This window comes from Cryobacterium breve, from assembly GCF_027594785.1.
Classification (GTDB): Bacteria; Actinomycetota; Actinomycetes; order Actinomycetales; family Microbacteriaceae; genus Cryobacterium; species Cryobacterium breve_A.
Genome location: NZ_CP075584.1, coordinates 855865 through 869774, shown reverse-complemented (window position 1 = coordinate 869774; position 13910 = coordinate 855865). Strand labels below are relative to the sequence as shown.

Sequence of the window (13910 nt, the reverse complement as noted above, 5' to 3'; positions counted from 1 at the left end):
GACATTCCTTGAGCATGGCTCAGGTCTGTGGAAACTCCCTCTGATCAGGTACCCGTTGAGGAGTGACCGCAAGATGAGGGTCCCCTTGAGCGTCCAGTTCACTCCTCACGCTGGTCCCAGAGCCGTGCCCGGCGGCGGCTGAGCACACTACTCAACTGAACGCTATTCCTTTGACGCCAGGTCGGTCAGGCCGAAGAAGATGCTCAACTCCGGCGGGGCATCCGCCATGATCGCCACGCCTATCCCGCCGCGCAGCCAATCCCCAGGCGGAACCGCCGCCTACCGGTGCCGACCGGCGCTGATCGCGGGCTCGCGCCCGGAGGCGGGGTCCCGCGCTTAGGGTAGAGACATGGCAGAACGCACCCCGTGGTCACTCTCCGGCGCATTGCGCGGCATGTTCGCGAAGAAGACGATCGACGCCGATACCTGGGACGACCTCGAGGACGCACTGATCCAGGCCGACTTCGGCCCCCAGATCACCGAGGACATCGTCGCGGACCTGCGGGCCAAGGTCGCCAGGTACCACACGACCGACCCGGCCGACCTGCAGCGGATGCTGCGCGAAGGCCTCGAGGAGCGCCTCTCCCGGCTCGACTCGACGCTCAACCTCAGCGCGCGCCCTGCCGTCGTGCTCGTCGTCGGAGTGAACGGCGTCGGCAAGACGACCACGATCGGCAAATTCGCCAAGTTCCTCCGCGTCTACGACCGCAGTGTGCTGATCGGGGCGGCGGACACGTTCCGGGCCGCCGCCGTCGAGCAGCTCGCCACCTGGGCCGAACGCGCGGGCGCCGAGATCGTGAAGCCGCAGGCCCAGGGCCAGGATCCGGCATCCGTCGCCTTTCAGACCGTGGAGCGCGCGATCGCGACCGGCACCGAGATCGTGATCATCGACACCGCGGGTCGCCTGCAGACCAAGGGCGGCCTGATGGACGAGCTGACCAAGATCCGCCGGGTGATCGAGAAGCAGGCGCCGATCTCCGAGGTGCTGCTCGTGCTCGACGCGACAACCGGCCAGAACGGGCTCGCCCAGGCCGAGGCCTTCATCGAGCACGCCGGAGTCACCGGTCTTGTGCTCACCAAGCTCGACGGTTCCGCCAAGGGCGGGTTCGTGCTGGCCGTCCAGGAGAAGACCGGCATTCCGATCAAGCTCGTCGGCCAGGGCGAGGGCATCAACGACCTCACCGGATTCACTCCGCATGTCTTCGCGCAAAAACTCGTCGGATAGGACGCAATGACCATCGAACACGATTTCTTCGGAATTCTCGGCAGCGACGACGAAGGTGAGATCTACTGGTCCGACTCGGCGGAACTGGGTGACCAGGACATCGAGATCGACCTCAGCTCGCCCGACGAGCCGTCCGTCTCCCTCGAGGCCCTCGACATCGCCGCGTTCATGATCAATTCCCTCGAAGACCTCGACTCCCAGGCCCGCGAATCGCTCGTCGCCGAACTGAGCGCAGAGGGCTCCGTCACCGCGCTCTACATCAACCAGTGCCTCGAGGAACTCGACGAAGAGGTCATCGAGGACGCCCTCATCTGGGACTCCGGGGACAAGCAGATCGACTTCCTCCGCTCCATCCAGTTGCAACGGATCGGCTTCCACCCGCACCACATCAAGAACGACGAGCACTTCGCGGTGCTCGACTACTCGATCAGTCCCACCGAGACCGACGCCCTGCTCGTCGTGACGCTCGATGTGCACGGCGACACGATCGTGATCTCGCTCGACAGCTGAGCCGACCGGGTCGCCGTGCGCCGCGCACGCCGGAGGACCGCTACTGGATGCTGCCCTTGAGCGGGTCGCCGAGGGGTACGTTCTCGAGTACGCGAACCTCGGACGGGCCGGAGACGTGCTCGGCAACCAGGGCGTTGAGCTCGGTGATCGCGTCGCCGGCCGCGTGGGCGGCCAGGTCGGCGGGGCTGGCCCAGCGCTCGATCATGACGACCGTTCCGGCGTCCCGGTGCAGGGCATAGAGCTCGTTGCCGGGTTCGGCGTGCACCTTCGGTGAGACGACGGCAAAGGCGTCGACGACATTCTGGAGATGCCCGTCCAGCGGGGTGATGGTGGCGACGACGACTACGGACACGAGTGCTCCTTGATCTGGCGAGGGTTGTAGCGAAGTCTCCACCGTACGCTCGCCGGTCGACAATCGGCCCGGGGCGCAGCGTTCGTCCCCGGACCCGGTTAAAGTAGAAGAACAATGGCTACTTTTGGAAACCTCTCAGATCGCCTGGCCGAGACGTTCAAGAATCTCCGCACCAAGGGCAAGCTCAGTGCGGCGGATGTCGACGGCACCGTGCGCGAGATCCGTCGCGCCCTCCTCGACGCCGACGTCGCGCTCGACGTCGTCAAGGACTTCACCGCGCAGGTGCGTGAGCGCGCCCTCGGCGACGAGGTCAGCAAGGCGCTCAACCCGGCCCAGCAGGTCGTGCAGATCGTCAACGAGGAGCTCATCCGCATCCTGGGCGGCCAGCAGCGTCGCCTCGAGTTCGCGAAGAAGCCGCCGACCATCATCATGCTCGCCGGCCTCCAGGGCGCGGGCAAGACGACCCTCGCCGGCAAGCTCGCCAAGTGGCTCGCCAAGGACGGGCACACCCCGATCCTCGTCGCCGCCGACCTGCAGCGTCCGAACGCCGTCACCCAGCTCCAGGTCGTCGGGCAGCAGGCCGGCGTTCCGGTCTACGCCCCGGAACCCGGCAACGGTGTCGGCAACCCTGTCACGGTCGCCCGCGACGGCGTGAAGTTCGCCCAGCAGAAGCTCCACGACGTGGTCATCGTCGACACGGCCGGCCGCCTCGGCGTCGACGCCGAGATGATGAAGCAGGCCGCAGACATCCGCCGGGCCATCGACCCCGACGAAGTGCTCTTCGTGATCGACGCGATGATCGGCCAGGACGCCGTCGCAACCGCGAAGGCGTTCCAGGACGGTGTCGACTTCACCGGCGTCGTGCTGACCAAGCTCGACGGCGACGCCCGTGGTGGCGCCGCCCTCTCGGTCGCGTCGATGACCGGTCGCCCGATCATGTTCGCCTCGACGGGTGAGAGCCTCGACGACTTCGAGCCGTTCCACCCGGACCGGATGGCGAGCCGGATCCTCGACCTCGGTGACATCCTCACCCTGATCGAACAGGCGCAGGGCGCCTTCGACGAGGACGAGGCGCGCAAGCTCGCCGAGAAGTTCCAGACCGACACCTTCACTCTCGACGACTTCCTCGGCCAGATGCAGCAACTGCGCAACATGGGCTCGATCAAGAAGATGATGAGCATGCTTCCCGGTGCCGGGGCCATGAAGCAGCAGCTCGAGAACTTCGACGAGCGTGAGATCGTACGCACAGAGGCCATCATCCAGTCGATGACCAAGGCGGAACGCACCACCCCGAAGCTCCTGAACGGCTCGCGCCGGCTGCGGATCGCTCGCGGCTCCGGATCGAGCGTGACCGAGGTGAACCAGCTCGTGCAACGCTTCGAGCAGGCCGCGAAGATGATGAAGACCGTCGCTCGCGGCGGTATGCCGAACATTCCCGGGATGGGGCCGATGCCCGGCGGAGGCCGCGGCAAGCCGCAGCAGGCGAAGAAGAAGGGCTCGAAGTCGGGCAACCCGGCCAAGCGCGCTGCGGAGAACCTCGCGATCGCCTCAGGTGAGAAGCCGGCTGGCGCCGGCGCTGCTGCGCCGACCGGTGGCGGAACCGGCTTCGGCCTCGGCGGCCGCAAGCCCGCCGTCCCCGGAAAGCCCGGCGGTCCCACCGACGAAGAGATGGCCGCCCTGCAGAAGATGCTCGGCCGGTAGGGTCGCACGGTTCTCGCCCGGCGGCCTTTCCGCTTCGCGCGCCACATGCGCCGCTTCGCGCCAGGCATGCTGGCGCGAAGCGGCGCACATGGCGCGCGGCAGGGGACAACTGGCGCGCAGCGGCGGAAGTGGCGCGTGACTGGATCCGGCGCGGAGCGGCGCAGACGGTGCGCACCGCGCACGTTTAGGCTGGGCGCATGATGATCACGAAGCCCGGTCCCGTCCGCATCGGCGCGCAGGTGGCGCCCCAGCACGCCGAGTACACGAAGATCCGCGCCACGGTCGCAGAGGTCGAAGCACTCGGCACCGATGTGGCCTTCAACTGGGACCACTTCTTCCCGCTCTCCGGTGACCCGGACGGGCTGCACTTCGAATCCTGGACGATCCTCGCCGCGTGGGCGGAGCAGACCTCCCGGATCGAGATCGGCGCCCTCGTCAACTGCAACAGCTATCGCAACCCCGACCTGCAGGCCGACATGGCCCGCACGATCGACCACATCAGCGGCGGCCGGTTCATCTTCGGCACCGGCTCCGGCTGGTTCGAGCGCGACTACGACGAGTACGGCTACGAGTTCGGCACCGTCGGCACCCGGCTCGACGCCCTCTCAGAGAACCTCCCGCGCATCGAGGCCCGGTGGGGCAAGCTCAACCCGCCGCCCACCCGGAAGATCCCGGTGCTGATCGGCGGTGGCGGCGAGAAGAAGACCCTCCGCCTCGTCGCGAAGCACGCCGACATCTGGCACTCCTTCGCGAGCCCCGAGGTGCTCGAACACAAGCTCGGGGTGCTCGCGGAGTGGTGCGGGAAGGTCGGCCGTGACCCGGCCGAGATCGAAGTCTCCACCGAACTTCGCGGTCGCACGGTCGCCGAGGCCGACGAGCTCTACGCGCTCGGGGCTCGCCTGTTCACGATCGGGCTTTCCGGTCCAAACTACGACCTCGCTCCGCTGACGAACTGGCTCGCCTGGCGGGACGCGAAGAACGCCGGCTAGACGGGCAGGGTGCCGCCGCGGAGTTCCGCGCTGAGTGCGGCCACGACGGCCGGCAGGCTGCCACCGTTCGCGGCGGCGACCCGCAGCTGGCGCTGGTAGCTCGCTCCGGCATCCAGGATGCCGTTCAGCTGCAGCAGTTCGGGGAGGCAGCCGAGCCGTTCCGCGGTGGGGGAGAGCACGCCGATCAGGCGTCGCACATCGTCGGTCACGAGTCGTTCGGCGCCGCTCGAGTCGAGGATGATCTCCGCATCGAGTCCGTACCGCGACGCGCGCCATTTGTTCTCGCGCACGAACCACGGTTGCATGCTCGGAACCGGGCGTCCGGCGTCAATCTCGGTGGACATCCACTCGACGAGGCACTGGATGAGGGCGGCGATCGCCCCGAGTTCGGTGGCCGTCGACACGCCGTCGCAGGCGCGGATCTCGATGGTGCCCCAGCGGGCAGACGGGCGGATGTCCCAGCGCACTTCGGTCATGTCGTCGATGATCCCGGTGCGGGTCATGTCCTCGACATACTGTTCCCAGCTCGCCCAGTCCTCGAGGATCCACGGAAGCCCCGCCGTCGGCAGCTGCTGGAACATCTGCGCGCGATTCGACGCATAACCGGTCTCGATGCCCGCCCAGAACGGGCTCGACGCCGAGAGCGCCTGCAGGTGCGGGAGGTAGCCGAGCAGGCCGTTCAGAATCGGGATGACCTTGTCGCGGTCTTCGATGCCGACGTGCACGTGAATGCCCCAGATCATCATGTTCCGGCCCCACCACTGGGTGCGGTCGATGAGCTTGTGGTATCGCTCCTTGTCCGTGACCTCCTGGTCGAACCACTGGCCGAACGGATGCGAGCCGCTGCAGATGAGGTCGACGCCCCGCGGGTCCGTGATCGCCCTGACCTCGTCGACCTGGCCGTAGACATCTGCGACGGCACTCGCCACGGTCGTGTGGACACCGGAGACGAGCTCGACGGTGTTGAGCAGCAGCTCCCCGGTGATGTGCGGGTGCGGCGACCCGTCGGGGCCGCGCAGGGCCTCGAGCACCTCGTCGGCGATGCAGACGAGGTCACCGGTCGTCCGGTCGACGAGAGCGATCTCCCACTCGATGCCGATCGTCGATCGCGCGGATCGGGCGAATTCGATTCCCACGTGCGGTCCTTTGGTCGCGTTGCACCCGGTCGGGCGCTGGTCACAATCCTGACACCGATTGCGGGCGGCCTCCCGCACGACTGCGGAATCCGAATTGGGGGGACACTCTGTGCCCGGTCGATTATCACATTGGGGCCGACATCTGACAGAATGATTAGTCGAGTTCTCCTGCGCCCGACCCTCTACTCAGACGCAGGAAAAAACCATCTTTGAGCTTGTGCCGAGTGTGCCCCCACGCTCACGGCCCTCAGTTCGCCAAAAATCAAATACACAGGAGAATTGTGGCTGTCAAAATCCGTCTGAAGCGCATGGGCAAGATTCGTGCGCCGTACTACCGCATCGTTGTGGCCGACTCGCGCACCAAGCGCGACGGTCGCGTCATTGAAGAAATCGGCATCTACCACCCCACGCAGGAGCCCTCGGTCATCGAGATCAAGTCCGAGCGTGCACTGTACTGGCTGGGCGTTGGCGCCCTGCCCACCGAGCAGGTTGAGGCTCTCCTCAAGCTGACCGGCGACTGGGGCAAGTTCAAGGGTGACAAGAACGCCGTCAGCACCGTCAAGATCAAAGAGGCCAAGGTCGCTTTCGTCGCCGACGAGAAGAAGAAGCCGGTTCTCAAGCCCAAGGCCGAGAAGCCCGTTGTCAAGGAAGAGGCGCCCGTCGCCGAAGCCGCTGACGCAACAGAAGAGGACAAGGCGTAATTTTGCTCGCACCCGCGCTTGAGCACCTCGTCAAGGGAATCGTTGACCACCCGGACGATGTGCACGTTGTCGCCCAGAACTCACCGCGTGGCGAGGTGCTCGAGGTTCGCGTGAACCCCGAGGACCTCGGCCGCGTCATCGGTCGTTCCGGACGTACCGCAAAGGCCCTGCGCACCCTTGTGGCTGCCCTGGCCGATGGCAAGCGCGTGCGGGTCGACGTCGTCGACACCGATTTCTGAGCCGGCGGTGAGCCTCGTGAACGACACTCTGGTACCCAGAGCCCAGTCGCCCCGAGCCCAGCTGCGGGTCGGTCGCCTGACGAAGGCCCACGGCCTCAAGGGCGCCATCAAGCTCGAACTGTTCACGGATGACCCGGGGCGACGTTTCGTCCCGGGCGCCGTGTTCACGCTCCAGGTTCCCACCGGGTCCCCATGGCACGGCAAAAAGATCGAGCTCGTCGAGGCTCCGCTGGTACAACCAGCACGCCGTCGGCTTCTTCAAAGACGTCCCCGACCGGGAAGCTGCCGAGGCACTCGCCAAGGCCATCCTGTGGATCGACCAGGACGACGACGAAGAATCAGACGAAGAAGACGCCTGGTACGACCACCAGCTCGTCGGCCTCAAGGTCGTGCGGGATGGCGTCCAGATCGGCACCATCGGCCGTCTCGAACACCTGCCGGCCCAGGACCTGCTGATCGTCAAGACCGCGACCGGCGACGTCATGGTCCCGTTCGTCAAGGCGATCGTGCCCTCCGTCGACATCGCGACGGGCATCGTCACGATCACGCCTCCGCCCGGACTCCTCGAAGAGCTTCCAGACGAACCGGACGACGAGCCCGACACCGTGTCCGAAGCGGATGCCGCGGCATCCGAACCCGACGCCGGCGACGAGCCGGACGCCGAGCACACCCCAGACCAGAACGGCGCATAGGCGCGACCGGGATCAACCCGGGGGAAGGCGCGCCGCGCCCGCTGGCTCCTCCACTCCCCACGACGCGGCAGCCCTTGCAAGGAGAACCGCCTGTGTCGTACGTCAAGCCCGATCAACTCATCGATGACATCATCCATTCGGGTGTCGTTAAATCGAACCTGACCATTAAACAAATGATCATCCGCGGCACCCTGTCCGGGGCGATCCTCGGCGCGGCGACGGCGGTCTCCCTCACTGCGGCCGCACAGACGGGGCTCCCCATCGTGGGTGCCGTGCTGTTCCCGGTCGGCTTCGCCATTATCCTGCTGCTCGGCCTCGAGCTCGTGACGGGAAGCTTCGCGCTGATCCCGCTCGCGATCCTCGAGGGTCGCACGACCATTAAAAAGGGCCTCACCAATTTCGGCGTCGTCATCGCCGCCCACCTGTTCGGCGCCGTGCTCTTCGGCTTCCTCTACGTCGTCTCGATCACATACATGGGCACCGTGACCACCGACCCGATGGTCCAGGCGATCGTGCATCTCGCCGAGCACAAGGTGCTGCCCTATGAAGCGGTCGGCCCCGGCGGAATCGTCGTCGCGATCATCAAGGCGATGCTCTGTAACTGGATGGTCGCGATCGGCACGATCATGTTCTACACGTCGAAGTCCACCGCGGGAAAGGTCCTCGCGATGTGGCTCCCGGTCACCATCTTCTTCAGCCTCGGACTCGAGCACGCGATCGTCAACATGTTCGTCATCCCGGCCGGCATGATGCTCGGCGCCCCGATCAGCATCGGCCAGTGGCTGCTCTGGAACCAAATCCCGGTTCTCGTGGGCAACCTGCTCGGCGCGATCCTCTTCACCGCGCTCCCGGTCTACTTCTCGCACCGCACCCGGGTGAACCGTGCCGCCCACCTCGATGCCGCCGTGACGACCGATTCCGCCGAGACCGCGGGCGAGCCCGTTCCGGTCCACGCCTAGGCTTTCTTCGTGCGCATCGATATCCTCACCATCTTCCCGGAGTTCTTCTCGGTCCTCGATGTGTCCCTGCTGGGCAAGGCCCGCCAGTCCGGGCTCATCAACGTGTTCGTGCACAACCTGCGCGACCACACCCACGACCGGCACAACACCGTCGATGACACCCCGTACGGCGGCGGCGCCGGCATGGTGATGAAGCCGGAACCCTGGGGTGAGGCGCTCGACGCCATCCTCGACGAGACCACAAGTGACGTCACGGACGAGGCAATCGACGCGACCGGCGACACGGCAGCGGATGCCGTGGCGAACGACGCGGGACCGCTCCTGATCTTCCCGTCCCCGGCCGGCGACCTCTTCACCCAGAAGATGGCCCGCGAGCTGGCCGCCGAACCCCACCTCGTCTTCGGCTGCGGGCGGTACGAGGGCATCGACCAACGCGTCTTCGACCACTTCGCCTCCCGTGGGCGCGTCAGGCTGGTCAGCCTCGGCGACTACGTGCTCAACGGGGGAGAGGTGGCCGTGATGGCGATGATCGAGGCCGTCGGCCGGCTCATCCCCGGCATGGTCGGCAACCCGGAGAGCCTCGTCGAGGAGTCCCACGAGGACGGTCTCCTCGAGTACCCGAGCTACACCAAGCCGTCCAGCTGGCGCGGCCTCGACGTTCCGCCGGTGCTCCTGAGTGGCAACCACGGGGCCATCGCCACGTGGCGGCACGACCAGCAGCTCGAGCGCACCCGGCGCGTCCGGCCCGACCTTCTGCCTCCAGCGAACGCAGAGCCTGCCGAAGGCGTCCACGAGTAGTCTGGCTTCGTGTTCGTACGCAGGGTCTTCTATCGCTGGCAATTCCTTGCCGTGCTCGTACTTCCGGCGTGGCTCCTGATCGGGGCATCCCTCTTCAAATCGAGTGGATGGGCCGTACTCGGCAGCCTTTTCGGCGGCATCATCCTCGGCCTCGGGCTGCTGGCCGTCGCCCTGTTGTTTTTCGCCCGCACCGAGGTGCGTCTGGAGCGGGCGGTGTCCTGGCGCGACGTCGGCGTGCTCACGCTCTGGCACGCCCTGATCGTGGCCTCCGGCTTCACTGCGGGAGCGAGCTGGCTGCCGTTCCTGGTCGTGCTCGTCGGCCTCGCGGCCTTCTGGTTCGCCATCTGGGAACTCTTCGCGAGTGCCCGGAGCCGGATGCAGGCGATGATGGTGCTTCTCGACGAGACGGCCAGAGGGGGCGCGCCGACCGGACCGGGCGCCGCGGAGCATCCGTCGCCCGTCGGCTTCGAGCCCACGCCCGACCCGTCGATCATCGTGGTCCGGGAAAAAGCCGACAGACTCCTAACCGGACCGGTTTTGCCGGGGGCGCGGATCGTGGCATAATGAGCGATTGTGCCGTAGCATGCCTCTGCCACAGGGGAGCCTGCACTATTCGGCACGGTCTTGACCCATCAGTCGTCGCCCAGCACGTGTGTGCGCGGGCGACCTCAGCCGTCTTCGTCCTGTGGCGGATACAGAGAGCGAACAAATATGCATATTCTCGACCAGGTGGATGCCCCATCACTCCGGAAGGACATCCCGGCGTTCCGCGCCGGCGATACCGTCAAGGTCCACGTCAACATCGTTGAAGGCGCACGCTCGCGCGTGCAGGTCTTCCAGGGTGTCGTCATCGGCCGTTCCGGCGAAGGCGTCCGCGAAACGTTCTGCGTTCGCAAGGTCAGCTTCCAGGTCGGCGTCGAGCGTACCTTCCCGGTGCACTCCCCGGTTATCGACCACATTGAGGTCGTCACCCGCGGAGACGTGCGTCGCGCGAAGCTGTACTACCTGCGCAACCTGCGTGGCAAGAAGGCCAAGATCAAGGAAAAGCGCGACTAAGACTCGTCATACCCGATTCCCAGGCTCCGGCTGCGTTTCACCCTGAGCTCCTGACCCGTACACTGGGTCAGGAGCCTCAGGCGGTTTAATGACAGACAACTCTCTGCCCACGCGATCGGATCGCCTGGCATCAGAAGCACCACAGCGCGGCAAGCGTGGCGTTGCGATCTTCTTTCGCGACCTCTTGATCATCTTTGTGGTGGCGCTGCTCATCTCATTCCTGATCAAGACCTTCCTCGTCCGGTCGTTCTACATCCCCTCGGGGTCGATGGAGAACACCCTCCTGGTCAACGACCGCATCATCGTGAACGAGCTCGAACCCAAGCTCATGCCCATCCAGCGCGGCGATGTGATCGTATTCCGCGATCCCGGCGGCTGGCTCCTCCCGCAGGCCGCGGTGCAGCAGAACCCGGTCGCCGCCGGCCTCGACTGGCTCCTCTCCGTCGTTGGTCTCTCCGCACCGGACAGCAACGACCACCTGATCAAGCGTGTCATCGGACTGCCGGGCGACCACGTCAGCTGCTGCAACGCCCTCGGCCAGCTGAGCGTCAACGACGTGCCCCTCTCCGAGCCGTATGTGAACCTCCCCGCAGGCGCCACGGCCGTGTCCAAGGACAACTTCGACGTCGTCGTGCCCGCGAACTCGCTCTGGGTGATGGGGGACAACCGCTACAACTCCAAGGACTCCCGGTACAACGGCGACACCCCCGGCAAGGGCTTCGTCCCGATCGACAACGTGGTCGGCCGCGCCCTCGTGATCAGCTGGCCGCTGTCGCGCTGGACCTGGCTCGACGACTACCCGGAAGTCTTCCGAGGGGTCTCCCCGGAGACGAAGTAGATGGCCGTCTGCGATCCGACCCTCGAGGTCGAGCTCGGCCTGCTCGCCGAGGGCGCGACCTGCGTGATCGGCTGCGACGAGGTCGGACGCGGCGCCCTCGCCGGACCGGTCGGGGTCGGTGTCGCCGCGATCGACGGCACCCTCGGCACGATGCCGGTCGGCCTCCGCGACTCGAAAATGCTGAGCCAGCCCCGTCGTGAGGCCCTCGCACCGCTCGCGGTCGCCTGGGTGCTGCACTCCGCGGTCGGACTCGCCTCCGCCAGGGAAGTGGACGAGATCGGCATCATCGCCGCCCTCGGCCTCGCCGGCAAACGGGCCCTCGCCGAACTGTTCGCCGCCGGCGTGGACGTCCGGGGCAGCGTCATACTGCTCGACGGCAACGACGACTACCTCAACAAGGCCCTCGCGACGCCCCTCTCCGTGCTGACCCGGATCAAGGCCGACCAGGACTGTGCGTCCGTGTCCGCGGCATCCGTGATCGCGAAAGTGCACCGCGACCGGCTGATGATCGAAGCGGATGCCGTCACGCCCGGCTACGGGTGGGCGGGCAACAAGGGCTACGGCAGTGCGGAGCACATGGCTGCGATCGGGCGCCTCGGCCCGACGGGGCTCCATCGCAAATCGTGGCTGACCATCTCAGCGTAGGATTGTCTCACCATGGAAGAAGAAGAGTTCGAAGACTACGACCGCGAGGTCGAGTTGGCCCTGTACCGCGAATATCGGGATGTCGTCGGGCAGTTCCAGTACGTCGTCGAGACGGAACGGCGCTTCTATCTGGCCAATGAGGTCGAACTCGTGCGCCGGGACACCGAGCACGACTTCTACTTCGAACTGAACATGAAGGACGTCTGGGTCTGGGACGTGTACCGGTCCGACCGCTTCGTGAAGTCGGTGCGCGTGTTGACGTTCAAGGACGTCAACGTCGAGGAACTGGCTTCGAAGGAATTCGAACTGCCCAAGGAACTCGCGCTCGACGAGTAGCCGGCAGGTCCCTCTAGCGGGGCTCGCAGACCACGACGGGGATGTCCCTGCTCGTCTTCTGCTGGTAGCCCTCGTAGCCCTTGTACGCGGCGACGATCTGAGGCCACAACGTCGCCTTCTCCGCCGCGTCGGCGGTGCGTGCCCGCAGCTTCTTCGTCGTGCCGTGCACGGTGAGTTCGATGTCGGGGTGTGCAACGAGGTTGAGGTACCACTGCGGGTTCCGGTCGCTGCCGCCCTTCGAGGCGATCAGCACGAAGCGGTTTCGGTCGTGGATCGGTGCCGTGAGCATCGTCGTGCGGCGCTTGCCTGTCGAGCGACCGATCGTGTGCAGTTCGACGACCGGGATGGGCCCGAACGACGCCAGCAACCGGCCACCGGATGCCTTGAGCACCGCCCGGTGCGTGAGACTCATCGTCTTCATGCCGAGGTCGACCAACCTGTCGCGTAGTCCCATGGGTCCAGCCTAGTAACCTGCACCCGAGCCGGCACCGGTGCACGGCGGAACCCGGGTTCCGCGGCGGGAACCGCGGCACTAGCGTGGGAGCATGTACCTCGCATCCGCTGCAGAGAACGACGCCGCCACGACGAACTCCCGTGCCGCGGTCGTCGACCACGCCCTCGAGCTCGCACCCCTGGTCGACGGTCACAACGACTGGGCGTGGGAGTGCCGCGAGAACCGCGCATACTCGGTCGAGAGACTCGAACGGGGACTGACGACCGATACCGACATCGAGCGCCTCCGGGCCGGCCGGGTGGGCGCTCAGTTCTGGTCGGTCTACGTGAGTGACGAATCGGTCGGAGCCGACGCCGTCCAGGGCACCCTCGAGCAGATCGACTGGGTCTACCGGCTCGCCGCGCGCTACCCGGACGATTTCCAGATCGCCCGCAGCGCCGCAGACGTCGAGTCGGCCAGGTCGCACGGCCGGATCGCGTCCCTCCTCGGCGCCGAGGGCGCGCACAGCCTCAACGACTCCCCGGCCGTGCTGCGGATGTTCGCCAGGCTCGGCGTGCGGTACCTCACTCTCACGCACGTGCACAATACGACCTGGGCCGATTCAGGCACCGACGAGCCCGTGCACGGCGGCCTCACCGAGCGCGGTGTCGAATACGTGCGGGAGATGAACCGGCTCGGCATGCTCGTCGACCTGTCCCACGTGTCGCCGGCGACCGCGCACGCGGCGCTCTCCGTCACGTCGGCGCCGGTGATCTTCAGCCACAGTTCGTGCGCCGCCGTCACGGACCACCCGCGGAACGTGCCGGACGATGTGCTCGAGCGCCTGCGCGACAACGACGGGGTGCTGATGCTCACCTTCGTGCCGCAGTTCCTCTCCCCGGACTTCGCCGCCTGGTTCGACGGGCCCCGCGACGGCCCCGCGCCCACGGTGACTCTCGACGAGGTCATCGCCCACATCGAGCACGCCCGCCGGGTCGCCGGGATCCGGCACATCGGCCTCGGCGGCGACTTCGACGGCACCGACGAATTCCCGGTCGGGCTCGAGGGTGTCGACGGTTATCCGGCGCTCCTGACCGAGCTCGCAGCCAGGGGCTGGACCGCCGTCGAGCTCGCCGCCCTCGCCGGGGCGAACGTGCTCCGCGTGCTCCGGGCGACGGATGCCGCTTTCGCGGCCGCGGGGACCGGCACGCCGCTCCTCGTGTCGTGACCGGTCTTTTCCCGCACTGCCGGGCAAACCAGAACGAATCCCGCTCCGAATGACTGGTGTGAGTGCACCCCG

The 13910-nt window shown here is 66.6% G+C and carries 17 protein-coding genes and 1 pseudogene; 15 read left to right on the top strand and 3 right to left on the bottom strand.

The features are described from left to right. Positions 1-349: 349 nt before the first annotated feature. Positions 350-1225, top strand: coding sequence for a signal recognition particle-docking protein FtsY (gene ftsY, locus KIV56_RS04250; protein ID WP_281535275.1), 876 nt, complete (start codon positions 350-352; stop codon positions 1223-1225). A 6-nt stretch (positions 1226-1231) separates the two neighbouring features. After that, on the top strand, positions 1232-1735 hold the full coding sequence (locus KIV56_RS04245; protein ID WP_281535274.1) for a DUF2004 domain-containing protein: 504 nt from the start codon (positions 1232-1234) through the stop codon (positions 1733-1735). A gap of 40 nt (positions 1736-1775) precedes the next feature. On the opposite strand, the gene KIV56_RS04240 is transcribed toward KIV56_RS04245, so the two are convergent. Beyond that, positions 1776-2087, bottom strand: coding sequence for a putative quinol monooxygenase (locus KIV56_RS04240; RefSeq protein ID WP_281535273.1), 312 nt, complete (start codon positions 2085-2087; stop codon positions 1776-1778). 114 nt (positions 2088-2201) lie between these two features. On the opposite strand from KIV56_RS04240, the gene ffh reads away from it, so the two are divergent. Both ffh and KIV56_RS04230 read left to right on the top strand, forming a co-directional pair. Then, entirely contained in the window at positions 2202-3788 is a 1587-nt protein-coding gene (gene ffh, locus KIV56_RS04235) for a signal recognition particle protein (RefSeq protein ID WP_281535272.1), read from the top strand. Positions 3789-3988: 200 nt separating this feature from the next. After that, the gene (locus KIV56_RS04230) at positions 3989-4777 is read left to right on the top strand and encodes an LLM class F420-dependent oxidoreductase (RefSeq protein ID WP_281536061.1); all 789 of its coding nucleotides are present in this window, start codon (positions 3989-3991) and stop codon (positions 4775-4777) included. Here the strand turns inward: KIV56_RS04230 and KIV56_RS04225 are convergent. Continuing rightward, complete coding sequence (locus KIV56_RS04225; protein ID WP_281535271.1) at positions 4774-5913, bottom strand: glutamate--cysteine ligase; 1140 nt, start codon at positions 5911-5913, stop codon at positions 4774-4776. The two genes, KIV56_RS04230 and KIV56_RS04225, sit on opposite strands and share 4 nt — an antisense overlap. A 281-nt stretch (positions 5914-6194) precedes the next feature. Here KIV56_RS04225 and rpsP point away from each other — a divergent pair, with 281 nt between their 5' ends. The 10 genes and pseudogenes from rpsP to KIV56_RS04175 all read left to right on the top strand — a co-directional run bounded on the left by rpsP (position 6195) and on the right by KIV56_RS04175 (position 12177). After that, positions 6195-6614, top strand: coding sequence for a 30S ribosomal protein S16 (rpsP, locus tag KIV56_RS04220; RefSeq protein ID WP_134447587.1), 420 nt, complete (start codon positions 6195-6197; stop codon positions 6612-6614). A gap of 2 nt (positions 6615-6616) precedes the next feature. After that, positions 6617-6853, top strand: coding sequence for an RNA-binding protein (locus KIV56_RS04215; protein WP_281535270.1), 237 nt, complete (start codon positions 6617-6619; stop codon positions 6851-6853). After that, positions 6810-7545 (top strand): annotated as a pseudogene (rimM, locus tag KIV56_RS04210) (ribosome maturation factor RimM). Before KIV56_RS04215 ends, rimM begins: the two are co-directional and overlap by 44 nt. Positions 7546-7637: 92 nt before the next feature. Next, entirely contained in the window at positions 7638-8504 is an 867-nt protein-coding gene (locus tag KIV56_RS04205; protein ID WP_281535269.1) for a formate/nitrite transporter family protein, read from the top strand. A 9-nt stretch (positions 8505-8513) separates the two neighbouring features. After that, the gene (gene trmD / locus KIV56_RS04200; protein WP_281535268.1) at positions 8514-9302 is read left to right on the top strand and encodes a tRNA (guanosine(37)-N1)-methyltransferase TrmD; all 789 of its coding nucleotides are present in this window, start codon (positions 8514-8516) and stop codon (positions 9300-9302) included. 9 nt (positions 9303-9311) lie between these two features. Then, on the top strand, positions 9312-9866 hold the full coding sequence (locus KIV56_RS04195; RefSeq protein ID WP_281535267.1) for an MFS transporter: 555 nt from the start codon (positions 9312-9314) through the stop codon (positions 9864-9866). Between the two features lie 147 nt (positions 9867-10013). Next, on the top strand, positions 10014-10358 hold the full coding sequence (gene rplS / locus KIV56_RS04190; RefSeq protein WP_134447599.1) for a 50S ribosomal protein L19: 345 nt from the start codon (positions 10014-10016) through the stop codon (positions 10356-10358). A gap of 88 nt (positions 10359-10446) precedes the next feature. Then, complete coding sequence (gene lepB, locus KIV56_RS04185; RefSeq protein WP_281535266.1) at positions 10447-11196, top strand: signal peptidase I; 750 nt, start codon at positions 10447-10449, stop codon at positions 11194-11196. Continuing rightward, positions 11197-11841, top strand: coding sequence for a ribonuclease HII (locus tag KIV56_RS04180; protein ID WP_281535265.1), 645 nt, complete (start codon positions 11197-11199; stop codon positions 11839-11841). It abuts the gene before it with no gap. 12 nt (positions 11842-11853) lie between these two features. Continuing rightward, entirely contained in the window at positions 11854-12177 is a 324-nt protein-coding gene (locus KIV56_RS04175; protein ID WP_134447605.1) for a DUF2469 family protein, read from the top strand. Positions 12178-12190: 13 nt separating this feature from the next. On the opposite strand, the gene KIV56_RS04170 is transcribed toward KIV56_RS04175, so the two are convergent. Next, a complete protein-coding gene (locus KIV56_RS04170; protein ID WP_281535264.1) occupies positions 12191-12598 on the bottom strand; it encodes a nitroreductase family deazaflavin-dependent oxidoreductase in 408 nt (135 codons plus the stop codon). A 124-nt stretch (positions 12599-12722) separates the two neighbouring features. Here KIV56_RS04170 and KIV56_RS04165 point away from each other — a divergent pair, with 124 nt between their 5' ends. Beyond that, complete coding sequence (locus KIV56_RS04165; protein WP_281535263.1) at positions 12723-13838, top strand: dipeptidase; 1116 nt, start codon at positions 12723-12725, stop codon at positions 13836-13838. Positions 13839-13910: the final 72 nt, after the last annotated feature.

Coding starts and splice junctions, on each gene's coding strand:
- lepB (WP_281535266.1), top strand. CDS start 10,447: ATGACAGACAACTCTCTGCCCACGCGATCGGATCGCCTGGCATCAGAA.
- KIV56_RS04165 (WP_281535263.1), top strand. CDS start 12,723: ATGTACCTCGCATCCGCTGCAGAGAACGACGCCGCCACGACGAACTCC.
- ffh (WP_281535272.1), top strand. CDS start 2,202: ATGGCTACTTTTGGAAACCTCTCAGATCGCCTGGCCGAGACGTTCAAG.
- KIV56_RS04170 (WP_281535264.1), bottom strand. CDS start 12,598: ATGAAGACGATGAGTCTCACGCACCGGGCGGTGCTCAAGGCATCCGGT.
- KIV56_RS04180 (WP_281535265.1), top strand. CDS start 11,197: ATGGCCGTCTGCGATCCGACCCTCGAGGTCGAGCTCGGCCTGCTCGCC.
- rplS (WP_134447599.1), top strand. CDS start 10,014: ATGCATATTCTCGACCAGGTGGATGCCCCATCACTCCGGAAGGACATC.
- KIV56_RS04245 (WP_281535274.1), top strand. CDS start 1,232: ATGACCATCGAACACGATTTCTTCGGAATTCTCGGCAGCGACGACGAA.
- KIV56_RS04175 (WP_134447605.1), top strand. CDS start 11,854: ATGGAAGAAGAAGAGTTCGAAGACTACGACCGCGAGGTCGAGTTGGCC.
- ftsY (WP_281535275.1), top strand. CDS start 350: ATGGCAGAACGCACCCCGTGGTCACTCTCCGGCGCATTGCGCGGCATG.
- KIV56_RS04230 (WP_281536061.1), top strand. CDS start 3,989: ATGATCACGAAGCCCGGTCCCGTCCGCATCGGCGCGCAGGTGGCGCCC.